Source organism: Labrenzia sp. R5_0, from assembly GCF_017743835.1.
GTDB classification, from domain to species: domain Bacteria; phylum Pseudomonadota; class Alphaproteobacteria; order Rhizobiales; family Stappiaceae; genus Roseibium; species Roseibium algicola.
Window position 1 is genome coordinate 241,791 of sequence record NZ_JAGHRK010000002.1, and the last position, 21,819, is coordinate 263,609.

Consider the following 21,819-nt stretch of genomic DNA (forward strand, 5'->3'; position numbering starts at 1 on the left):
GCTGCCTTCAAGCATCGGCCGGTTGACGACAAACGTCCCGGTGGATTTTCAGACAAGGTAAGCATGTTCCGTCAAAGGTTTCTCTAAAAGATACGGTATAGCCTATGAACCGCCGCCGGCGCATTTACGAAGGTAAGGGCAAGATCCTTTACGAAGGTCCGGAACCGGGAACCCTGGTTCAGCACTTCAAGGACGACGCAACTGCCTTCAACAACAAGAAACACGAGATTGTTGACGGCAAAGGCGTGCTCAACAACCGGATTTCCGAATATATCTTCAATCATCTGAATGCCATCGGCATCCCGACTCACTTCATTCGCCGCCTCAACATGCGCGAACAGCTGATCCGGGAAGTCGAGATCATTCCGCTGGAAGTGGTCGTGCGCAACGTCGCCGCCGGTTCCATCGCCACCCGTCTGGGCCTGGAAGAAGGCACGCAGCTGCCGCGCTCCATCATCGAGTTCTACTACAAGAACGACGAGCTCAACGACCCGATGGTCGCCGAAGAACACATCACCGCCTTTGGCTGGGCCACCCCGCAGGAACTGGACGACATGATGGCGCTTGCCATCCGCGTCAACGATTTCCTGTGCGGCCTGTTCCTGGGCGTCGGTATCCGTCTTGTCGATTTCAAGATCGAATGTGGCCGTCTGTTCGAAGGCGACATGATGCGCATCGTCGTCGCCGACGAGATTTCCCCGGACAGCTGCCGCCTGTGGGACATCGAAACCAACGACAAGATGGACAAGGACCGCTTCCGCCGCGACATGGGCGGCATGCTGGAAGCCTATCAGGAAGTTGCCAAGCGGCTGGGGATCATGATCACCAGCGAGCGTCCGGCGGGCTCCGGACCGACCCTGGTCAAGTAAGACGCGCTGCTGATGCAGTATTGACACAGGCCGGCGCAATCGCCGCTAACGGCCCTAACGTCAGTATTGCAACCAAAGGTATTGCAAACTATGACGCCCCCTTGTTCAACGAGGGGGCGTTATGTCTTTTAGATTTTCTTTCATTTTCAAGTCCGTATCGATTGCACTTCTGTGCGGCTTTCTTGCAGCCTGCCAAACCACGGGCCTGAAGCCCGGCAGCATTTCCTCCAGCTTTGCACCCAAGGGTTGGGCCAGCAAGCAGAACGGCAACAAGGCCGTCTATGTTTGTCTGCCATCCACCTGCAAATCGCCTGAAGTTGTCGTTGTGGGTCCGATCGAGGTCAAGGGCGACACGGAATCGGCCATCCGGCAAAACCTGATCTCTGCTGAATTGATGAATGCCGTCGGCAACATTGCGAACGTGGCCTCGAAGGGGCAGGTCCGTCTCAAAACCAATCGCCGTGTCGTCACCAAATCCTATTCCGGCTTCGACATGACTGCCAGGTACCGGACGGACAAAGGCAACGTCTATGTTGCCGCACGCATCATCATTCAAAACGACCGCGGCAGCACCGTTGCCTCCTTTGCGACATCAAGCTCCAGGGCAAAGACAAATCTCGACCGCTTCCTGAAGCAGACAACGATCAAACGCCTGCCGTAAATCGCAGGTTTTCTGCACACAGGCCTTTCGCAAATGGGGCTCCTCGTGTATGGGGAGCCCCAAAGTCATTCAACTGCAGAATCTGCAATCTGCTGCGGGGATCCCAATCATGAAAGCACGTGTGATCGTCACCCTGAAAAACGGTGTTCTCGATCCTCAGGGAAAAGCCATCGAAGGCGCGCTCGGCGGCCTCGGCTTCGGCGACGTCGGCTCCGTTCGTCAGGGCAAGGTGTTCGATGTCGAACTGACCGGCACCGACAAGGAAGCCGCCAAGGCTGAACTGGAGCAGATGTGCGAAAAGCTGCTCGCCAACACCGTCATCGAGAACTACGCGATCGAGATCGCCTGACCGAAACTTCGACACCGGGGCACCACCGATGGATGACGATACCCGCACGGCCCTTATCTTCATGGCCACCAAAGCGGCGATATTCATCCTGGTGCCCGCAATCGCGGCCTTGATAGCCGTACTTGTTCTGCTCTGAACCGACTGGATTGCCCACATGAAAACCGCAGTCATCGTTTTCCCCGGCTCCAACCGCGACCGTGACATGTTCCACGCACTGGAACTGATCACCGGCACCAGGCCGCAGAGCGTCTGGCACACGGAAAGCACCCTGCCGGATGTGGATCTTGTGGTTGTTCCCGGCGGCTTTTCCTACGGCGACTATCTGCGCTCCGGTGCAATTGCAGCCCGCTCCCCGATCCTCAAGGACCTTGTTGCCAAGGCCGACAGCGGCGTCGCCGTACTCGGCGTTTGCAACGGCTTCCAGATCCTAACCGAGGCAGGCCTGCTTCCCGGCGCCCTGATGCGCAACGCCGGCCTCACCTTCGTCTGTCGCGAAGTCCTGATGGAAACGGTCAACACCGCGACGAGGTTTTCCTCGAAGTTCGAAAAAGGTCAGGTCTGGCGTTGCCCGGTTGCCCATCACGACGGCAACTACTTCGCCGACGCTGACACGCTGAAGCAGATCGAAGACAACGGCCAGGTCGTTTTCCGCTATGCGGGCGACACCAACCCGAACGGCTCCATCAACAACATTGCCGGCATCATGAATGCCAAAGGCAACGTTCTGGGCATGATGCCGCACCCGGAAAACCTGATCGAGCCGCTCAATGGCGGCCTCGACGGGCGCCTCCTGTTCGAAAGCCTGCTGGAAGCGGCCTGAAGCCATCCGGGAGGCGGACATGACGGACCTGACACTCGACAAGGACGCCAGAACCCGCCTCGCCTCCGAGATCAAGCATTATCTCGAAACAGACCTGGACATCGACATCGGCAACATGGATGCCGAATTGCTGATCGATTTCCTGACGCCATCCCTCGGGGCCAGGTTCTACAACCTCGGCCTCAAGGACGCCCAGGTGCTGCTCGCCCGCAAGGTCGACGACATCAACGACGAATTCTACGCCCTGGAAAAACCGGTTCAGGATCGCGGTTGAGCTTTACGTCGATTAGTTGCGCGAATATTCCATCGCAGTCCTCGTTACCCGCGTCCCACGACACAAAAGCCGCCTCGCCCTTGTCATCCCCGCGAAGGCGGGGATCCAGTAACCGGCTGCCTCGGTCACATCGCATTATCCTGCCGGCTCCCACGACTACTGGATCCCGGTCTTGGCGCTGCGCACCAAACCGGGATGACAAAAACGGGGGCTAGTGAGGTTCAGCGAACAGACGGTTCAGGCCGCCTGGCTGCGCTTTTGTTTGGGGGAATAGCCGAACCGGCGGGAGAAGGCCCTGGAAAAGGCCGCCGGACTTGCGAAGCCGCAGAGGCTCGCGACGGCCTTGACCTGCCTGCCGGTTTCCAGCTCCGAGCGGGCAATATCCAACCGCCAGTTCGAGAGATAACCCATGGGTGTTGTCCCGACGAGTTCCTTGAACGTTACCGCGAACTGGGTGCGTGACATGCCGGCGGTCTCGGCCAGTTTTTCCAGCGTCCATTGTTCTCCGGGCACTTCGTGGATTGCCACCAGGGCGGCTGCGATCCGCGGGTTTGCAAGACCGTTCAGGAGACCGGTATCGGCCTTGCCCTCTTCCATGGCATGGCGCAGCAGGCGGATCACCACCACTTCGCACAAACGCTGGAAGGCAGCCTGCCCGCCGCACCTGGGCATTGTCGCCTCCTCGATCAGCGGCGTCACGACAGCGGTGAGATATGGATCTTCCGACATGGGCACGGAAATGCAGTCCGGCAAGGCACTGACCAGCTGCCTGCCGACACCTGATATCGAGATCCGGGCGGCGACAAGCGACGTTTCATCGGGGGCAGCTTCCATGCCGGCAAGCACGGCAGATCCGTCCCGCTCCGGGCAGAAAACCAGTCTCAGCCCTCTCTCAGGACTGTCATAGACCCTCAGGTTGGCATCGCTTTCACTCCCGTCCGCTGCCAGTGAAATGTCAACCTGAACGCGGAGCCGGTCGATGAGCGAAGACAGCCGGTCCAGCCTTCCATTAAAGGACGTGCGATATGGGACCGACATTTCCGTACTCCTGAGCATATTTTTTGAATGTTTATAGCGCTTGCGTTCACTACCTTACAGCCATCCGCAGGGAAAAGTGAAGCCTTGCCTAGCCAAATGAGGAAAACATGCTCGTTCCACGCCAACCGGTACCCGGCCTCACGGTCGAAACCCTGAGCTCCGGCACCTTTGATCTGTCCAAGGATAACGCCGACTTTGCAACGCTGGTAGTGTTCTACCGCGGCCTTCATTGTCCGATCTGCGCCACTTACCTTAAGGAACTCGGCCGTCTGACCGCCGACTTCGCGGCCAAGGGCGTCAAGACGATCGCTATTTCGTCGGACGACAAGGACCGTGCGGAAAAGATGGCGGAAAAGGTCGGCCACGCGGATCTGCGCTTTGGCTACGGCCTGCCGCTGAGTGTTGCGAGGGAATGGGGACTTTATGTTTCAACCAGCCGCGGCACCACCTCGATCGGCATCGAGGAGCCTGCGCTGTTTTCCGAGCCGGGTGTCTTTCTTGTCAGACCGGACGGCACGCTCTATTTCGCCTCCGTCCAGACCATGCCTTTCGTGCGTCCGCACTTCCAGGAAATGGTCGGTGCACTCGATTTCGTTCAGAAGAACGACTATCCGGCACGCGGCGAATATACCGGTGCAGTCTGACGGCACCTTGATACGGAATTGAAAACAAGGATGCCGGACACGGGCTGCATCGTGTCCGGCATCAACAAAGACTCGCCAGGGGTAGCAGGTCCTTGTTTGGTGGGATCGCCAAAGATCTCCGCATCAATACCGGCCCTTGCGCCGGCTTTCGGTATCCCAGAAGGGGCGCATTGCCTCGGCAAGCGCAGCTTCCCGGGTCAGCCCGAGGTCCTCAAGGGCCGCGTCTGACAATTCCAGAAGTTCCAGGCGGGTCCGGCGCCTGACAAACCAATCCTTCAGATAGCTGAAAGCCGTTTTGGTAAAACCGCCGGGAATCCGGAGCCGCGATATCGGGCGCCCGGATATTGTTTCGATTGAACTCATTTGAGACATCTCCAGGGTGACAATTGCATCAATTGGGCGCATTGTTGCGCTACAATCATATGAATTGACTCCATTCGGGATGCAATATATTAAATTGTCACCATGACAAATTGGCACCCAGAGATTCCCGAGGGCCAAGGGCCCCTCTACATCCGGCTGGCAGACCGCATCGCCGAGGACATTGCCACTGGCGCGCTTGGTGCCGGTTCCAAACTGCCGCCGCAGCGCGACCTTGCGTATGATCTGGGTGTCACTGTCGGCACCATAGGACGCGCCTACGCCCTGATCCGTCAGCGCGGCCTCGTCAGCGGCGAAGTCGGGCGCGGCACATTCGTGCTCGGCAGCACCTATGAACCGTCACTCGAAGAAGACACCAAACCGAACCTTGACCGGCCGACACAGCAGACCAACGGCTCCGCCGCGCATGACATGTCCGCCTCTTCGTGGACCCAGGGCGCGATGCACATGCCTAAGGATGTCGCCTTTGGCGGCACCAGGGTCATGGTGCCTTCGCCGGAGGCAATCCGCTTCGACAGCACATCCGCTCCCGAGATCGGCCAGGCCGGCGTCATCGGAAGGCTGACGGCAGACATCACCCGTGATGCCCCTTACGAAATTGCCAGCTATACCCGCTCCGTGCCGGAAAGCTGGCGCCAGGCCGGGCGGATCTGGCTGTCCCGTGCCGGCTGGCAGCCGCCGGAAGGCAGCATCGTGCCGACGACGGGCGCCCAGGCAGCAATCATGGCAATCATCGCGGCAACGACAGCACCTGGCGATCAGGTCGCCTTCGAGGAACTGACCTACAGCTCGATCGCCCGTGGCGCGGCTCTCTCCGGCCGCAGGCCGGTGCAGATCGCGCGGGACGACGAAGGTCCCCTGCCTGAAGATCTCGCGAGGGTCTGCGCACAGAAACACCCGAAGCTGCTGTTCGTGATGCCGACCATGCATAATCCGACCCTCGGCATGATGGGTGAACAGCGTCGTGCGGACATTGTAACCATCGCCCGCCAGTACAATCTCTGGATCATCGAGGACGAGGTCTACGGTTCCTTGCGCGAAACCTCGCCGCCCCCGCTTGCCGCACTGGCACCGGAGCGTACCTTTCATGTCGGCTCGCTGTCCAAGTCCGTGACGGCAGGCGTGCGCGGTGGCTGGGTTTCCAGCCCGCTGTCTCATGCACAGCGGATCTACACCGCCCACAAGATGCTGACCGGCGGCATATCCTTTCTCCTGTCGGAACTGTCATCCCGGCTGGTTCTGTCCGGCGCTGCCGACGAATTCCGCCAGAAAATCCTCGCGGAAGTCTCCGCCCGTTTCGAACTGGTACAGAAATATCTCGGCGCCTACGACATGTTTGCCGCCGCCGACGCGCCGTTTCTCTGGCTGAAGCTTCCCGAACCCTGGCTCTCCGGCACTTTCAAGGCGGCGGCCGCTGCCGCCAATGTGCTGATTGACGATGAAGACGAGTTCAAGACCGGCCGATCCGGCAAGGTCTATCACCGCGTTCGTATCGGCATCACCAACCCGATGACCCGGCAGGAAACCGCGAAGGGTCTGCTGATCCTGCAAAATTTGCTGGAGGACAGCGGCGCCTGCTACGACAGTTTCGAATAGCGACCCTTTGAAGGCGGAGAAACATGTCTGAAACCAGCTTGCTCTTCTTGATCCTGCCAGCCTTCGCAGTCGTCTTCGCCCTGTTCTGGTCCGTGATCGTCTTTGTCATTGCCCATACAGGCGGCTGGGCGGGACTGGCAAAAGCCTACCCGGCCAGCCAGAAGCCGGAAGGCCGCACCTGGACCTGGCGCACCATCCGCTTCGGTCTCTTCGGCAACTACCGCAACAGCGTGGATGTGACCCTGTCCGATGCAGGGCTCCACATGTACCCGATCTTTGTCTTCAGGATCGGCCACAAGCCGATACTCATCCCCTGGACCGCAGTCTCGGACGCATATCGCCGCGATCTCTGGTTTGCACCGACGCTGACGCTTTCAGTTCCTGTGACGGGAAACGGCAATGAAAGACGGGTGTCCTTTTACGGTGCGGAGTTCGTCGAGGCGATCGAGGACTGCCTGAGGCGCAATGGCAACGGCAACGCTCTCCGCAGGTAAGCAAACCGCCGGTTTGCCTGCCTCGCACCGCTTGATACCAGACACACGTTTTCCTTGTCCTGCACCGGCGCTGCTGACAATGTGAACTGACTACCGGGAGGTTGTGATGACAGGGTCTGTGCCTTTGTGGGTGAAACTGGCCGGCGTGGCAGCGGCTGTCTATTGCATTGCCGTCTTCGGAACCGTCTACCGCTACAATCAGTCCATCCTGGAAAGCGCCAGCTTCGCCGAAATCACCGGCGGTGGCTTCATCTACAACTACCGCATCGCCGACATTCGGGCGGGCATAACGGTTGGCCTCGTGAAACCCCTGCCCCTTGGCACCCGGCTCATTGCCGAGTTTGAAAGCCCGCAAGGTGGCAAGATCGAGGTCGAAAAGGCCGTTTCCCACGCCAAGCGCAACTACAGCTTCGAAACACCGTCCCTCAGCGACGTTGAAGCCGAACGCACCTATGCGGCAGTTCTTCATGTCATCGACGCAAAAACGGGCGAGGAAATAGAGCGCCACGAAAAGGGTCTCAAATCCAGTGTCGCGCCGAAGGCGATGCCGGCAAAACCGCTTACCATCGGCCCCGGGTATCACGTCAATCCGGATATCCGGCCGGTGCCAAAGGGCTAGACCGATAGCCGCCTCGAGAAGTCCTTTTGCTATCGCGCGAAAAAAGTGTGCGCGGCACCTCAAAAGCCATTGTGCGGTGCAACCCGGCACACCATCTGCCAGCGACGTGTCCTCGGGATCTCCAAAATGACTGTCTTTGAAATTGCGCTCGGCCTGGTTCTCCTCGTGGCCGGTGGTGACGTGCTTGTGCGCGGTTCCGTCGGCCTTGCAAAGCGCTTCGGCATCTCCGAACTTCTGATCGGCCTGGTCCTTGTGGGCTTCGGCACGTCGACACCGGAACTGATGACGAGCGTGCTGGCGGCACTCAACGGGTCTGCCGGCCTGGCTGTCGGCAATGTCGCCGGCTCGAACATCGCCAATATCCTGCTCATTCTGGGGCTGACGGCCGTCATCTCTCCGCTGCTGGTCGACCCCAAAGCGTTGCTGCGCGACGGTCCGGCCAACGCTCTGGCAGCTCTCGCTTTCACGGGCCTCGCATTGTCCGGCTTGATTGGACGTGAAGCAGGCCTGGTCCTGATACTCGCACTGGCGGTCTATCTTGTTGTCACCTACCGGATGGAAAAAGGCACGCATACGCCTTCGGCGGAGCTGCACAGGGGGGAAGTCCAGCTGGTCGCTCCCAAAGCCGGACAGCTGAACCTGCTACTCAATCTGGCAATGGCAATTGGCGGACTGGTAATGATCCTGGGCGGAGCGCACTTTCTGGTGTCCGGGGCAACCAGCCTTGCGCAGGCTGCGGGCATCAGCGACGCGGTTATCGGCGTCACCATCGTCGCGGTCGGCACGTCCCTGCCTGAGCTGGTCACCTCGGTGATCGCAGCTCTCAAGCGTCAGACAGATATTGCTCTTGGCAACATCCTTGGCTCCAACCTCTTCAATATCCTGGGCATTCTGGGCATTACCGCGGTTATCACCCCCCTCCAGGTCCCGCAGGAAATCATGAGCTTCGACATCTGGGTCTTGTTGGGGGCTACAGTGATCCTTCTGGTCTTTGCCATGACGGGCGGCCGTATCTGTCGGCGCGAGGGCGCCATCATGCTCTTGGCCTATGCCGGCTATACAGGTTACGTCCTCCACAACGCCCTCGGGTGAACCTCCTCAAAAAAGCCAGGCCTACTGCAAAAGGAAGAGCTTCTCCTGCCTGCCCAAGCCGGTGGAGGCTTTTGCTCCACCGGCCAGAAGGACAACTTCAACGACTGCTTCTGATGGGGACCGCAATCGGGCGGATCGGCGAGCCGGTGGCGCCACGCAGTTTCAGCGGCGAGGTAATGAAGGCAAATTCATGCACCCCGTCTTTTGCCAGGTCTTCCAGCCACAGGAGCTCGATAAACGAGACACCCTTCTGCGCCAGCAGATAGGAGTGAACAGGTGCGAAATTGTCCGGGTTGGTGGACGGGAAACTTTCCAGACCCAGGTTATCCGCGCCCAGCACCATCGCCTTTTGCTCCTCGGCCAGCCACCTTGCGGCATCAAGGCCAAGCCCTGACTGGCTGAACAGCGCCAATTTAGACCTGTCCGGCCAATGCTGCATCTGGCCGGTACGGATGAGCACCACATCACCTTCCTGCAAGCTGGTTCCCTGCGCATCCAGCGCGGTTTTCAGATCATCCACCGTAACGGCGTAGGACGCCGGCAGCACATCCACACCCTTGGCCCTCGCAACATCGATCAGCACGCCGCGCGCAATGATGGGTGGATACTTGTCCGCACCCGATTTCGCCCACCCGCGCGCGCCCTGCGCCTCGTCGGCGCTAACGTTGTTCCAGATTTTCCCGTGAAGCCCGAAGTGGCTGAGCGTGTCGATATGGGTTCCCGTGTGGGTATTCATCGAAATCGCTTCGCTGGAATGCGAAAGGAGCTCCGTGCTGCCATCCCCGCGCGCCGGCGTATGAAGCATCATCATCTGGTAGGTCGGATCTCCAAAGGCGGCACTGCAACAATCTGGCATGCCGACAAAGAGATCCACACCGAGATCATAAATCCTGCCGGCATCGATGCGCTGCAAGATCTCCAACCGAGAGGCATCGCTCATCATGTTCAGCGTGCCGATCTCGTCTTCCGGTCCCCATGGACTTTCACCCACCTGATCGCCTGCCGCGAAAACCGGTGAACCGGCAAGGGTCGCGGCCATGAGCGTAGCGGCAAAAAGGTTTCGGGTCTGACTCATCAAGTCTTTCACCAGTGGAATTCCTTCCTCTCAAAACCCCGTGCATGCAGGAACGACCGGCAAGGCGATTCCGTTCGCGGAGGATTGCTCCTCCACGTTTCAGCAGGACGGATTGCCTGACAGGGTTTTCGGTTTTCAGAACAGGCACATTCAAACGCGCCCGGCACGATTAGGACAATTGCCCTAAAATCGAATTAGGACAATCGTCCAAATCTGTCAAGACCGCATCCAAATGCACTGAAACACCCGCATTGCAGCCATCTCCGCTTTGCCGGTGAGACTTTTACGAACCGTATTTTGCCTTGATACCGGGCTTGAATTCGAACTTGCGCCGGTTGGAATGCACTGCGCTGTCAGGTGGAAGAACGTCTGCAAGGCCAATCGCATCGCCCGCGATCAAATTTGTCGAATTTCTTTGCACCGCAAGGCTCCCAAATTGGGGGACAATCTGCTAAACGGCGGCATCATCGTCTGCCCGTGCCGTCGCGGCCCCACCCATTGGCCAGAAACACTGGCCAAAAACAGTGAAACGTCATGATCCCGAACGACATCAAGATCACGCCCGACCTGATTGCTTCCCACGGTCTGAAGCCGGATGAATATGAGCGCATCCTGGAACTGATCGGCCGCGAGCCGACCTTCACCGAGCTGGGCATCTTTTCAGCCATGTGGAACGAGCACTGCTCGTACAAATCCTCCAAGAAATGGCTGAAGACCCTGCCGACCGAAGGTCCGCGCGTGCTTCAGGGCCCGGGTGAAAACGCGGGTGTGGTCGATATCGGCGATGGCCAGGCCGTGGTCTTCAAGATGGAGAGCCACAACCACCCGTCCTACATCGAGCCTTATCAGGGCGCTGCGACCGGTGTCGGCGGCATCCTGCGTGACGTCTTCACCATGGGCGCGCGACCGGTTGCGGCCATGAATGCCCTGCGCTTCGGCGAACCCGATCATCCGCGTACCCGTCACCTCGTCTCCGGCGTCGTTTCCGGTGTTGGCGGCTACGGCAATTCCTTCGGCGTTCCCACAGTCGGCGGCGAAGTCGAGTTCCATGCCCGCTACAACGGCAATTGCCTGGTCAACGCCTTTGCGGCAGGTCTTGCAAAATCGGATGCGATCTTCCTGGCCAAGGCCGAAGGCGTCGGCTTGCCGGTCGTCTATCTCGGCGCCAAGACCGGCCGTGACGGTGTCGGTGGCGCGACCATGGCTTCGGCGGAATTCGACGATACGATCGAAGAAAAGCGCCCCACCGTTCAGGTTGGCGATCCCTTCACCGAAAAATGCCTGCTGGAAGCCTGCCTTGAGCTCATGGAAACCGGCGCGGTCATCGCCATCCAGGACATGGGTGCGGCCGGTCTTACCTGTTCTGCCGTCGAGATGGGCGCCAGCGGCGACCTCGGCATCGAGCTGGACCTCGACAAGGTTCCGGTGCGCGAAGAACAGATGAGCGCCTACGAAATGATGCTTTCGGAAAGCCAGGAGCGCATGCTCATGGTTCTGCGTCCGGAAAAGGAACACGAAGCCGAAGCCATCTTCAAGAAATGGGGTCTCGACTTCGCCATCGTCGGCAAGACCACCGACACGCTGCGCTTCATCGTCAAGCACCAGGGCGAAGTCGTCGCCAATCTGCCGATCAAGGAACTCGGTGACGAAGCTCCCGAATATGACCGTCCCTGGGTCGAGCCGAAAAAGCGCCCCGTTCTGTCCGCGTCCGAAATCGAGGAACCGGCGGACTATGCCGAAGCGCTCAAGACCTTGGTCGGCAACGCCAACGGCTCGTCCCGCCGCTGGGTCTATGAACAATACGACACGCTGATCCAGGGCAATTCGGCCGCGACGCCGGGCGGTGATGCCGGTGTCATCCGCGTGGAAGGCACCCGCAAGGGCCTGTCCTTCTCTGTTGACGTGACACCGCGCTATTGCGAGGCGGACCCGTTTGAAGGTGGCAAGCAGGCCGTTGCCGAAGTGTGGCGCAACCTGACCGCCGTCGGATCCGAACCGCTGGCAGCAACCGACAACCTGAATTTCGGCAACCCGGAAAAGCCTGAAATCATGGGCCAGTTCGTCGGCTGCATCAAAGGCATTGGCGAAGCCTGCCGGGAACTCGAGTTCCCTATCGTCTCCGGCAACGTGTCGCTCTATAACGAGACCCATGGCGAAGCGATCCTGCCGACCCCGGCCATTGGCGGTGTCGGACTGCTTCCGGACGTCACGGTGCGCGCAGGTGCGGCCTTCGTAAACGAAGGTGACGCAATCCTGCTCATCGGTGGCAAGGGCACCCATCTGGGCGCATCCCAGTATCTCGCAGATATTCTGGGTCGCGAGGAAGGCGCTCCGCCGCCGGTCGACCTGGCGGCAGAAAAGCGCCGCGGCACGCTGGTTCGCCAGCTCATCGGCGCGGCTCGTCTGACGGCTGTACACGATATTTCTTCCGGCGGCCTGGGTGTCGCTCTCGCCGAGATGGCGATGTCCAGCGGCATCGGCGCAACGGTCAAGATCGATGGGCCGGCCCATGCCGCGCTCTTCGGTGAAGACCAGGGACGCTACGTCGTCACCGTTTCCCAGGACAAGGTGGAAGCCGTTCTGGAAGACATTCTGGACGGCGGTATCGACGTTCAACAAATCGGCACCACCGGTGGCACGGATTTGACTGTTGAGGGCATTCTCACCATATCCGTTGCAAACTTGAAAAAAGCGCACGAAGATTGGTTCCCGAATTACATGGCAACGGCATAAGCCGTTTGACCTTCAGGAACTTAACAACAGGACGGACGCACGATGCCGATGAACGCAAATGAGATCGAGACCCTGATCAAGGCGGCTTTGCCCGATGCTCAGGTCGAGATCCGGGATTTGGCTGGAGACGGCGATCACTATGCAGCGAATGTTGTCTCGGAATCCTTCCGGGGCAAAAGTCGCGTGCAGCAGCATCAGCTGGTTTACGAGGCACTGAAAGGCAACATGGGCGGCGCTTTGCACGCCCTCGCCCTTCAGACCAAGGCACCGGATTGAGTTGACACATTGCCGCGCAGGCAGCGCGAGCACTTGAATCTGCCGCCGGATCTCGCCAGATAGGCGGCAAAGAGACAAAGGACGGACCCATGAGCATCCAGGACTGGATCAAGAACGAAGTCGACACCAACGACGTGGTGCTTTTCATGAAAGGCACGCCGAATTTCCCGCAGTGCGGTTTTTCCGGTCAGGTCGTACAGATCCTTGACTATGTTGGCGCTCCTTACAAAGGCATCAACGTTCTGGAAGACGACGATCTGCGCCAGGGCATCAAGGAATTCACCAACTGGCCGACCATTCCGCAGCTTTACGTGAAGGGTGAATTCGTCGGCGGCTGTGACATCATCCGCGAAATGTTCCAGAACCAGGAACTGCAGGGCCTTCTCACCGAAAAAGGCATCGAGACCACTCAGCAGACCGCCTGAGCCGGCTGCAGGTTCAGATCGAGGCTTTCAAGGGGCGGTTTGACCGCCCCTTTTTCGTGTCTCAGAGGGTTCCTGCACTGGTGATAATCCGGAAATGGAGCGCCGGGCTGCGGCATGAAACGACCGGGATCCCTGACCGCAGGTGGCTCTCCGATCCCGGCTCGCGCTTCGCTTGTCCGGGATGACGATGGTGAGGGAACGAGTCGGGCGACGGTTCAAGATGCGCTTTTTGGCGTGTTGAGTTGCGCCTCACCTTCCCGTCATTCCGGACAAGTGAGGCAACGCCGAACGCCGATCCGGAATCCAGACATATTTCGCGCCCGAGGCGCGGCCTTCCATTGAAATAAAGAGTTCGCTTTGCTCACGATGACATCTGGTTTCCGGATCGGCGCGCAGTTTCGCTGCACTTGTCCGGAATGACACAAATCAGCCTTCCCACCCCGTCAAAACCACTTACACTTGCACTTTATCCAATGTTAACCGGAATCGGTTGCGGTCGAATGCAGGCACCATCTCGGCAAAAATTGCCGAATCACCTAAGCTGAACGCAAGGTGAATGCGGATTTCAGGGTGAGTACAGGTGCGTTCCGCCATTCTCCGACCATATCGCAGGGCTCCATCAAACAACGGAGCCGGGAAATGGGACCGGGGACAATGAACAAGATTGCAGTTGCTGCCACCTCCACTTTCGTTCTGGCACTTGTCGGAGCCGGCATCGTCATGTCTGGTGGCGTAAAGACCGACGGCGAACTGCGCCGCGTCGACTGCCAGGCGCTCACCATGTTTACACCAGCCAAAGCCAAGAGCGCCGAAGAACTTTGCGCCAACTACGGCGGTGTTGCACTGAAGGATGCCGAGCCCAGCAAGGAAGGCCTCGTAATCCTTGTCCGCAACCAGCCGATGGGCGGATTTGACGGAGAACACACCGTCCGCTGAATTCCAGCGCGCTTCAGGCTGAGCGTTCGCTCGCTCAGCACTTGGCAGATGGTGACAGGCATCCCCTGAAACGTTGCGGCTTCCCGAAAAGATCTCCGAAGCAAGAGTGGCAATGGTCTTTGTAAGCTGGCCGACTTGAAGAATTCAGGTCTCTTGCTCAGCCATCCCGCGTCGTGACCGCATGCGCTGCCACAGGCCCGGCGACGTTGTGCAGGTCCACCGATCCGAGCGGGATCGACGGCAGCCCTGCTTCCAGGGCCACTTCCGCCGTCGCAACGATCTCCTGCCCGATAACCTTGCCGTAATCCCCAAGTCGCGCCGCGATGTTGGCTGCATGGCCGATCACCGTGAAATCAAGCCGCTCCCTTGATCCGACGTTGCCGTAGGTGACCTCACCAAAGGCGATGCCGATGGCACAGTGCATGGAGATGCCCTGTGTGTCCGGGTCTGGCACCTTCAGACGGCGAACGATCTCCTCGGCACTGGCAACTGCTTGCCGGCAGGCCTCTTCCAGGCCGACGCCCGCAGGGAAAATCGCCAGCACTGCATCGCCGATAAATTTCAGGACCTCGCCTTCATGCGCGTTGACGATGTCGGTCGTGACCTCGAAGAAACGGTTGAGTTCACCGACATAGGCTTGCCGGCCAAGCTCCGTTTCCAGCCTGGTGGAATGCCTGAGGTCGCAGAACAGGATCGCCGCGTCGATGACATCGCCGTCCCCACGCCGGATATCACCGCCCAGAACCCGCGCGCCTGTCCGCTTGCCCAGATAGGTTTCCAGAAGGGATGTCGCATTGGAGGTCAGTGCAAATACTTCGAATAGCCGGCTGATAAGGGCCGAACATTCGAACACCAGTCCGAGGTTTGCCGTGGTGAAACCGGCAGGATGATCCGAAGCGAGAGTCATCACATTGATCCGCCCGTCGGAAAAAGGCAGCGGCATGGCGACATAGTCGGTAACGCCCTGCTGCCTCAGGTCTTCCATGATCGGGAAATTGAACTCGTCGGGGTTCGAATCGATCTTTTGCCGAATGCCTCCCAAACCGTCGGCCACGTGCTGAAGCGGGCTCAGGCGAAAGGCCGGGCTCTCCAGTGTCTCGTAGGACGGAGCAAAACTCTGCACGGTATCGTCGTCGCGCGTCCACACATAATGACGGCCGGCAATCATCGGGTGCAGTGACCAGATCAGGATGCTGATTCGGCAGACGGCTATCCCGTCCTCCACCAGTTTTCGGCCAAGGGCGGCTGTAAGTTCTTCCGGCGTTTTCGCGGCCCAGGCTTCGCGCAGCAGCCAATCGACCGTCGGCCCTGTGATGTTCCCGACAGGCAGCGGATCAATCGGGGCACCCTGAAAATCGACCCGGCTCGCCACACCCGGCATGAAGGCCACAAGGCCATCAACCGCCTTTCCTTCCGGCAATGCATTGAGATAACTCCAGGCGCCGTTCTCCAGCGTTTCATTGCCGACCCGGACGTGGCTGTAGCTAGCCGTTCCTTTGAACGGGCAGAAGGTTCTGCGCTCCGGAGCCGGTTCGAGGTCTGCCAGAACGTCGTCGCGCGGGAAATAGATCGCAGGTGCAAGCCGGGTTTCATACATCACCCGCGCCTTTGAAGACCGCGCCAGCAACTGGTCCCCCCGCCAGGCCGTCACTTCGCCGGCAAGCGGTTCCACAAGGATCCCGTAGTCGTTCGAGGTTTGCTGCGCGTGCACGGTCATGAAAAAAGAGATATGGAACACATGGCGAGCTGTCCAGTGCACATGCACGCGCCCCCTCTGCTCACACCTGTGTGGCGCGCCCCAGTCGCCGACACTTGCAAAAAACGCATAGGTGGTACCCGGGGCAGACTTCGGGGCAAGCCACGGTTTGACCTCAATTCGCGATTACGCGCTTGTGAGCAGCCAAGGTATGGAAATTGAGACCCCTGTCGGGTACTGAGATTGAATGCGCAACGTCTTGATCACATTGTTGATCTGCTTTTTTGCCGGGGTCACAACCGCCGCAGCCTACACGCATGTTCCAAGAAGCATTCGCGCTCTGGAACGCTCGATGGCGGTGGAAACGGACCTGGCCGCAAAGACGGTGCAATTTACCGCGCATCATGCCCAATGTTGCCAACCGGACAGCCAGACCGGAAAAACCACCAAACCCTTCGGGTGCGGCCCGGATTGCCTGTCTCATTTCTCCGTTGTGGCGCTGCAATTCCAATCCGCGGTGACCGGGCCGGAAACCACGTCACCTCCCGTCCTGACGGACGCTCTGCCGTCCGCGGAAGATCAACCTCCCATTAAAGGCTGACAATCCAACGGAACACAAAGTTCCGGCTTAGCCAACACTATTGGAAGGTTGAACGACATCTTGCCGGGGCACAATTCACCGGCATGAGAACAGTTCGCCTGAAAGACAGGAAAAAATCATGAGTCTTCAGGAAAACGGTACACAGGCATCCTATGCCGCGCCTGTATTTCGAATTCGGAAAAATCTGAACAGGAACAATCTCTTCATGTTCGGCTGCTGCCTGCTGATGGCGGTGGTGACCGGTCTGCTGATCGTTTCTGCACCGACCGGACTGACGGCTGGTGAAGCGTTGCTGCTGGCCGTGCCGATGTTCGGCTGCGTCGCCATGCATGTGATTCTGCATCGTGTCATGGGCAAGCCATGCCATGTGCACGCACGAAAGGAGGCCGACCATGTCTAGAAGACCTTTCGCTTTTGCACTTGCCGGTGGGTTCCTGGCCTTGTCCTCGGTCGCCTGGGCTGCGGAAGACAACACAATCACGGTCTACAAGTCACCCTGGTGCGGTTGTTGCGAGCTGTGGACCGAGGCTGTCGAGGCTGCCGGCTACAAGGTCGCCGTTCACGATATGGAAGACCTGAGCTCCATCAAGGCGCAGGCAGGCATTCCGGATGACATGCAGGCCTGCCACACTGCGGTGACCGGCGGTGACCGGAAATACATCATCGAAGGACATGTGCCGCTGGAAGCGGTTGAAAAAATGCTGTCTGAGCGTCCGGACATTCGCGGTATCGCGGTTCCGGGCATGCCCCAGGGGTCGCTCGGCATGGGCGACGACCCGACGGCGCAATACACGGTTTACACCCTCGGCCAGAATCCGGCCGATCCTCCCGTCCCTTATCTAGAAACAGGCCAGTAGCCTTCAAATGACGAACCTTACAAGAAGATCATTTCTTGCCGGGTCGGCGAGCCTTACAGGGCTCGCCGTCAGCGGCTGTATGACGACCGCTCCCCAGCAGCCACTTGCGCCCTGGCAGGATCCGTCCGTCCTTGCCATGTACCGTGCGATGCCGGAAGAGCAGTTTCCGATCCCTGCTCCGGATTTGAAGAAGGTACCGGAACGCTACTACCGCAAACAGGTCGATTATCAGACCAGCGAGAAGGTCGGCACGCTGGTCGTCGATACCAGCAACTACTACCTCTACCTCGTCCAGGAAAACGGCAAGGCGATGCGCTACGGCGTCGGCCTTGGTCGTGCCGGGTTCGAATGGTCCGGCCGGGCGCGGATCGCCCGCAAGGCTGCCTGGCCCAAATGGACACCGCCGGAAGAGATGATCCAGCGGCAGCCGGAACTGGAAAAATGGAGCTGGCGTAACGGCGGCATGCCCCCGGGCATCGAAAACCCGCTGGGTGCAAGAGCGCTCTACATCTTCCAGGGCAACAAGGATACGCTCTACCGCATCCACGGCACGGGCGAATACTGGACCATCGGTTCTGCCGTTTCCAGTGGCTGTGTCCGCCTGATCAACCAGGACGTCATCGATCTTTACAGCCGGGTTGCTGACGGATCCCAGATCGTCGTTTTGTAAGGTTCAAGACACGCTTGCGGAAAAGGGGCCGGCCAGCCGGTCCCTTCGCCATCTCCAGCCATCAGCAATGGCTGGTGCGTCCGCTGCCTGGTATCAGCCTGTAATGGCTTTCAGTTCCAGAAAGTCTTCCAGGCCGAATTCGCCATATTCGCGGCCATTGCCGGACTGTTTGTAACCGCCGAACGGCACATCCCAGTCCGGGCTGTTGCCGTTGATATAGACGCTGCCTGCGCGCAGTTTGCGGGCTACGCGTTTCGCCCGTTCCGGATCGCCGGTCTGGATATAGGCGGCAAGGCCGTAAGGCGTATCATTGGCAATCGCAACAGCCTCCTCTTCCGTCGCGAACGGGATCATCACCAGCACGGGCCCGAAGATCTCGTTACGGGCAATCGACATCTGGTTGGTAACATCGGCAAAGACTGTCGGCTGGACGAAATATCCTGTCTCGAACCCCTTCGGTTTGCCCGGACCTCCGGCAACAAGGCGGGCACCGTCTGCCAGACCGCGCTCGATATGACCCTGGATCTTTTCGTATTGCAGGTCACTGATCACCGGCCCGATGTGATCTCCCTCCTCCGCCGGATCCCCGACCTTGGTTTCCGCCGCAATCTTTCCGGCAAGCGCAATAGCCTCGTCATAGACGCTTCGCTCCACGAGCAGACGGGTCGGTGCATCGCAGGACTGACCGGTGTTGGAAAAGCAGCCTGACAGCGATGTGCGCAGGGCCGTTTCCAGGTCCGCATCCGCAAAGAGCAGGTTGGCCGACTTGCCGCCGAGCTCCAAAGCAACACGCTTGACCGTCGGTGCAGCATTCTGACTGACCGCGACGCCGGCACGGGTCGAACCGGTAAAGGACATCATGTCGATATCCGGATGCGAGGACATGGCAGATCCGACCCCCGGTCCATCGCCATTTACCAGATTGAAAACACCAGCCGGGCAGCCGGCCTCATCCAGGATCTCGGCGAAGAGAAGCCCGGAGAGAGGCGCAATTTCACTTGGCTTCAGTACCATGGTGCAACCAGCGGCAAGCGCCGGCGCGACCTTTGCCGCAATCTGGTTGATCGGCCAGTTCCAGGGTGTGATCAAGCCACAAACGCCAATCGGCTCGTGCCGCAGCACGCTGCCGCCACGCGGGCTGGGACGTTCGAACACATGATGCTTCAGAGCTTCCAGCGTCGCTTCCAGGTGGCCGGATCCGGCAGGCGTCTGGCTGCCGCGCGCAAAGCTGCGCGGTGCCCCCATTTCAAGCCGGATCGCTTCGTCCATTTCCTCCGACCGGCGATGGTAGATCGCGATGACACGCTCAAGAAGCGCGGCACGTTCCTCGACACTTGTCTCAGACCAATCGGCAAATGCGGCCTTGGCTGCAGCAACCGCCTTGTCCACATCGGCGGCACTGCCCAGGGAGATCACGGCAACCGGCTTTTCCGTTGCCGGGTTGATCACCTCGAGCGTTTTTGCCTCGACCGGATCGACCCAGGATCCACCGATATAGAACTGCCGCTTTTCAATCATCCGCCTGCTGCTTCCCGTCTGTTCAGTTTCATGTCGTCGCCACTTCTTGGCATAACCTCATATCCGGCTTCTTCCGGCTCCTCGTCAACCATCTCATCCGGAAAACCCGGTGCCCGGATATCAAGGCCGGTTGCTTCTTCAAGGCGTTTGATGATGTTGGGCGACAATTCCCGCGGACCATAGCGGTCGATCCCGTCTGCAAAAATCCGGTTGAGAAGCGGCGACATTTCCAGCGGCACCTGATGATTGTCTGCGATTTTCTGGAACAGGCCGATGTCCTTGGCAACAAGATCCATGGTGAAGGAGATGTCGCGCGAGCCGTTGAGGATCACCTGGCTCTCCGTTTCATGGACGAACGAATTACCTGAGGAAATCCGGATCGCCTCGTAAGCCGTGCCAAGATCCATTCCGGCTGCCTTGCAGGTGGTCAGCGCTTCGACCAAAGACACCAGATTGGCCGTTGCCAGATAGTTGGTGACGACTTTCAGAACAGATGCCGAGCCGATCTCGCCGGTGTGCAGCACGCGCCGCCCCAGAACGGTCAGGAGCGGCAGCATGCGCTCGAAGGTTTCCCGCGGACACCCGGCAAAGATCGAGATATTTCCGGTAGCAGCCCTGTGGCAGCCGCCCGAAACCGGGCATTCGATCGCCTCCGCCCCTCTGGCGACAACAAGCCCTGCCAGACGGCGCACTTCGCCGGCATCCGTTGTCGACATTTCCGCCCAGATCCTGCCCGGGCCAATACCTTCCAAAATACCGTCCGGACCTTCCACGACCGCAGCACAGGCTGCCGGACTGGGCAGGCAGGTGATGACGACATCGCAGCTTTCTGCAAGCTCCTTCGGGCTTTCACCGCGTCTGGCTCCCCTGGCCGCAAAGCTTTCCATAAGCAGCGGATTGAGGTCCAGCACCATGACCTCAAGACCGTTGCGCAGCAGGCTGCCAGCCAGTTTGCCGCCGACATTGCCCAATCCGATGAAACCGACCTGCATGAGAAGCGCCTTTCGTGAAACAGGGTTTGATGCCTTCACTTTGCGCCTCGCCTATGAAATAGAGAAATGATATTAATTCAGCCAATTACCAAACTAATTTTATGAATGAAGAGAATGTCGGCACTCCCCAATCTCGTATGGCTGAGAAGCTTCGAAGCCGTCAGCCGGCTGGGCGGCTTCACCGCAGCGGGCGCGGAACTCGGCCTCACCCAGGCCGCTGTCAGCACGCATATCAGCGCACTGGAAAACCAGCTCGGCCATCAGCTTTTCGAACGCACGACGCGAAAGCTGGAGCTTACCGCCAGCGGCCGGGCTTATCTGCCGTCGGTACGCAAGGCCTTGCAGGACCTTGCCGTATCCACGGACAGGCTCTTCGGCAACCGAACGGCCGGCTCCGTAACCATTCGCGCTCCGATTTCCGAAACTGTTCTCATCATCGCCCCTGCCCTGGCGGAGTTCCAGAAGACCCATCCTGAACTGGACATCCGGCTCTTGTCGGCAATCTGGGCCGACACGGCCCTTGAGACCGGCACCGACATCGAGATCCGCCTCGGCACAGGCAATTGGCCCGGTGTGCATGCAGAACCGCTGGGACCGGAAAAGATCGTGCCGGTGTGTCATCCAGCGCTAGCCGAAAGATTGAAGGAACCGGCGGATCTGATGGATCTTCCACGCATTCACATTCTCGGCTTCGACGATCACTGGCCACGTTTTTTCGAAGCTCAGTCCCTCACGCAGCCATCCGGACACTCGGGCGTCACCGTCGACACCTCCCTCGCGGCGGTTGAACTGGCGGCTGCCGGCGGCGGTGTCGCCCTGCTGCTGGGCAAGGTTGCAGCCCGGCTGGCGGGAAGCGGACGGCTGACGACCCCTCTGGACCCGGGGCTGCCTTCCATGCGCACCCATTACCTGCTGAACCGGGACAATTCCTCTCCGCGAAAACCGGCGGTTCAACGGGTGGAAACCTGGCTGCGAGACCTGTTTGCAGCATAGGCCGGTGGCTATTCCGGTCAGGTCAAACGCTCACCTGCGCGCTGGATGTGGGCAAGAGGCTCATATCGTTTTCAATAGATGCACGTCTCCGCGCTCACAGGCCTCACCCCAGCGAAAAACCGATAAGATATTGAAATACATTTCTTTTTAGAAGTCCAATCGCAAGGCATACTGGATCCCGGTCTTGTCGCTCGTGCGACAAACCGGGAT

The 21,819-nt window shown here is 59.3% G+C and carries 26 protein-coding genes; 20 read left to right on the plus strand and 6 right to left on the minus strand.

Annotated elements, in window-relative coordinates; translation table 11 throughout:
• Window positions 1-104: 104 nt before the first annotated feature.
• From purC to J7447_RS09975, 6 genes are all read left to right on the plus strand, one after another.
• Complete coding sequence (gene purC / locus J7447_RS09955) at window positions 105-869, plus strand: phosphoribosylaminoimidazolesuccinocarboxamide synthase (protein WP_006932454.1); 765 nt, start codon at window positions 105-107, stop codon at window positions 867-869.
• 121 nt (window positions 870-990) lie between these two features.
• Complete coding sequence (locus J7447_RS09960) at window positions 991-1,530, plus strand: hypothetical protein (RefSeq protein ID WP_209169515.1); 540 nt, start codon at window positions 991-993, stop codon at window positions 1,528-1,530.
• A gap of 106 nt (window positions 1,531-1,636) precedes the next feature.
• On the plus strand, window positions 1,637-1,879 hold the full coding sequence (gene purS / locus J7447_RS09965) for a phosphoribosylformylglycinamidine synthase subunit PurS (RefSeq protein WP_031269246.1): 243 nt from the start codon (window positions 1,637-1,639) through the stop codon (window positions 1,877-1,879).
• A gap of 28 nt (window positions 1,880-1,907) precedes the next feature.
• Window positions 1,908-2,015, plus strand: coding sequence for a phosphoribosylformylglycinamidine synthase-associated small membrane protein (locus J7447_RS31280; RefSeq protein WP_023000881.1), 108 nt, complete (start codon window positions 1,908-1,910; stop codon window positions 2,013-2,015).
• Between the two features lie 18 nt (window positions 2,016-2,033).
• Window positions 2,034-2,699: a phosphoribosylformylglycinamidine synthase subunit PurQ gene (gene purQ, locus J7447_RS09970; protein WP_023000880.1), complete on the plus strand. Its 666-nt coding sequence runs from the start codon at window positions 2,034-2,036 to the stop codon at window positions 2,697-2,699.
• 19 nt (window positions 2,700-2,718) lie between these two features.
• Window positions 2,719-2,973 carry a DUF2164 domain-containing protein gene (locus tag J7447_RS09975; protein WP_209169516.1) on the plus strand — a complete coding sequence of 85 codons (255 nt, stop codon included), beginning with the start codon at window positions 2,719-2,721 and terminating at the stop codon, window positions 2,971-2,973.
• Window positions 2,974-3,210: 237 nt separating this feature from the next.
• Here the strand turns inward: J7447_RS09975 and J7447_RS09980 are convergent, their stop codons facing one another.
• The gene (locus J7447_RS09980; protein WP_209169517.1) at window positions 3,211-4,011 is read right to left on the minus strand and encodes an AraC family transcriptional regulator; all 801 of its coding nucleotides are present in this window, start codon (window positions 4,009-4,011) and stop codon (window positions 3,211-3,213) included.
• A gap of 107 nt (window positions 4,012-4,118) precedes the next feature.
• Here J7447_RS09980 and J7447_RS09985 point away from each other — a divergent pair, with 107 nt between their 5' ends.
• On the plus strand, window positions 4,119-4,655 hold the full coding sequence (locus tag J7447_RS09985; protein ID WP_023000878.1) for a peroxiredoxin-like family protein: 537 nt from the start codon (window positions 4,119-4,121) through the stop codon (window positions 4,653-4,655).
• Between the two features lie 123 nt (window positions 4,656-4,778).
• Here J7447_RS09985 and J7447_RS09990 read toward each other — a convergent pair whose 3' ends face one another.
• A complete protein-coding gene (locus tag J7447_RS09990; protein WP_208992478.1) occupies window positions 4,779-5,018 on the minus strand; it encodes a DUF1127 domain-containing protein in 240 nt (79 codons plus the stop codon).
• A gap of 102 nt (window positions 5,019-5,120) precedes the next feature.
• Here J7447_RS09990 and J7447_RS09995 point away from each other — a divergent pair, with 102 nt between their 5' ends.
• The 4 genes from J7447_RS09995 to J7447_RS10010 all read left to right on the plus strand — a co-directional run bounded on the left by J7447_RS09995 (window position 5,121) and on the right by J7447_RS10010 (window position 8,837).
• The gene (locus tag J7447_RS09995; RefSeq protein ID WP_023000876.1) at window positions 5,121-6,632 is read left to right on the plus strand and encodes a PLP-dependent aminotransferase family protein; all 1,512 of its coding nucleotides are present in this window, start codon (window positions 5,121-5,123) and stop codon (window positions 6,630-6,632) included.
• Window positions 6,633-6,655: 23 nt separating this feature from the next.
• Window positions 6,656-7,126 (plus strand): hypothetical protein, encoded by a 471-nt coding sequence (locus J7447_RS10000; RefSeq protein WP_209169518.1) that lies wholly within the window; start codon window positions 6,656-6,658, stop codon window positions 7,124-7,126.
• A 106-nt stretch (window positions 7,127-7,232) separates the two neighbouring features.
• Entirely contained in the window at window positions 7,233-7,745 is a 513-nt protein-coding gene (locus tag J7447_RS10005; RefSeq protein ID WP_168684180.1) for a hypothetical protein, read from the plus strand.
• Window positions 7,746-7,871: 126 nt separating this feature from the next.
• On the plus strand, window positions 7,872-8,837 hold the full coding sequence (locus J7447_RS10010) for a calcium/sodium antiporter (RefSeq protein ID WP_209169519.1): 966 nt from the start codon (window positions 7,872-7,874) through the stop codon (window positions 8,835-8,837).
• 97 nt (window positions 8,838-8,934) lie between these two features.
• On the opposite strand, the gene J7447_RS10015 is transcribed toward J7447_RS10010, so the two are convergent.
• Complete coding sequence (locus tag J7447_RS10015; protein ID WP_209169520.1) at window positions 8,935-9,912, minus strand: cyclase family protein; 978 nt, start codon at window positions 9,910-9,912, stop codon at window positions 8,935-8,937.
• A 534-nt stretch (window positions 9,913-10,446) separates the two neighbouring features.
• On the opposite strand from J7447_RS10015, the gene purL reads away from it, so the two are divergent.
• From purL to J7447_RS10035, 4 genes are all read left to right on the plus strand, one after another.
• A complete protein-coding gene (gene purL / locus J7447_RS10020; protein WP_209169521.1) occupies window positions 10,447-12,645 on the plus strand; it encodes a phosphoribosylformylglycinamidine synthase subunit PurL in 2,199 nt (732 codons plus the stop codon).
• A gap of 42 nt (window positions 12,646-12,687) precedes the next feature.
• Window positions 12,688-12,921, plus strand: coding sequence for a BolA family transcriptional regulator (locus J7447_RS10025; protein WP_006932469.1), 234 nt, complete (start codon window positions 12,688-12,690; stop codon window positions 12,919-12,921).
• A gap of 89 nt (window positions 12,922-13,010) precedes the next feature.
• Entirely contained in the window at window positions 13,011-13,346 is a 336-nt protein-coding gene (gene grxD, locus J7447_RS10030) for a Grx4 family monothiol glutaredoxin (protein WP_023000869.1), read from the plus strand.
• Window positions 13,347-14,000: 654 nt separating this feature from the next.
• On the plus strand, window positions 14,001-14,282 hold the full coding sequence (locus J7447_RS10035) for a hypothetical protein (RefSeq protein ID WP_023000868.1): 282 nt from the start codon (window positions 14,001-14,003) through the stop codon (window positions 14,280-14,282).
• Window positions 14,283-14,439: 157 nt separating this feature from the next.
• On the opposite strand, the gene J7447_RS10040 is transcribed toward J7447_RS10035, so the two are convergent.
• Complete coding sequence (locus tag J7447_RS10040; RefSeq protein WP_209169522.1) at window positions 14,440-16,020, minus strand: DUF427 domain-containing protein; 1,581 nt, start codon at window positions 16,018-16,020, stop codon at window positions 14,440-14,442.
• Between the two features lie 205 nt (window positions 16,021-16,225).
• On the opposite strand from J7447_RS10040, the gene J7447_RS10045 reads away from it, so the two are divergent.
• The 4 genes from J7447_RS10045 to J7447_RS10060 all read left to right on the plus strand — a co-directional run bounded on the left by J7447_RS10045 (window position 16,226) and on the right by J7447_RS10060 (window position 18,106).
• Window positions 16,226-16,579 (plus strand): hypothetical protein, encoded by a 354-nt coding sequence (locus J7447_RS10045; protein WP_209169523.1) that lies wholly within the window; start codon window positions 16,226-16,228, stop codon window positions 16,577-16,579.
• Between the two features lie 118 nt (window positions 16,580-16,697).
• The gene (locus J7447_RS10050; RefSeq protein ID WP_209169524.1) at window positions 16,698-16,979 is read left to right on the plus strand and encodes a hypothetical protein; all 282 of its coding nucleotides are present in this window, start codon (window positions 16,698-16,700) and stop codon (window positions 16,977-16,979) included.
• Complete coding sequence (locus J7447_RS10055; RefSeq protein ID WP_055655078.1) at window positions 16,972-17,436, plus strand: DUF411 domain-containing protein; 465 nt, start codon at window positions 16,972-16,974, stop codon at window positions 17,434-17,436. The genes J7447_RS10050 and J7447_RS10055 overlap by 8 nt, the downstream gene beginning before the upstream one ends.
• A gap of 7 nt (window positions 17,437-17,443) precedes the next feature.
• A complete protein-coding gene (locus J7447_RS10060) occupies window positions 17,444-18,106 on the plus strand; it encodes a L,D-transpeptidase (RefSeq protein WP_062488371.1) in 663 nt (220 codons plus the stop codon).
• Window positions 18,107-18,199: 93 nt separating this feature from the next.
• Here J7447_RS10060 and J7447_RS10065 read toward each other — a convergent pair whose 3' ends face one another.
• Together J7447_RS10065 and J7447_RS10070 are read right to left on the minus strand one after the other, a co-directional pair.
• Window positions 18,200-19,624, minus strand: a complete 1,425-nt coding sequence (locus J7447_RS10065; protein ID WP_209169525.1) for an aldehyde dehydrogenase family protein — start codon at window positions 19,622-19,624, stop codon at window positions 18,200-18,202.
• Complete coding sequence (locus J7447_RS10070) at window positions 19,621-20,616, minus strand: NAD(P)-dependent oxidoreductase (RefSeq protein ID WP_209169526.1); 996 nt, start codon at window positions 20,614-20,616, stop codon at window positions 19,621-19,623. Before J7447_RS10070 ends, J7447_RS10065 begins: the two co-directional genes overlap by 4 nt.
• Window positions 20,617-20,730: 114 nt before the next feature.
• Between J7447_RS10070 and J7447_RS10075 the strand changes: the two genes are divergently transcribed.
• On the plus strand, window positions 20,731-21,609 hold the full coding sequence (locus tag J7447_RS10075; protein WP_209169527.1) for a LysR substrate-binding domain-containing protein: 879 nt from the start codon (window positions 20,731-20,733) through the stop codon (window positions 21,607-21,609).
• The last annotated feature ends 210 nt before the right edge of the window (window positions 21,610-21,819 follow it).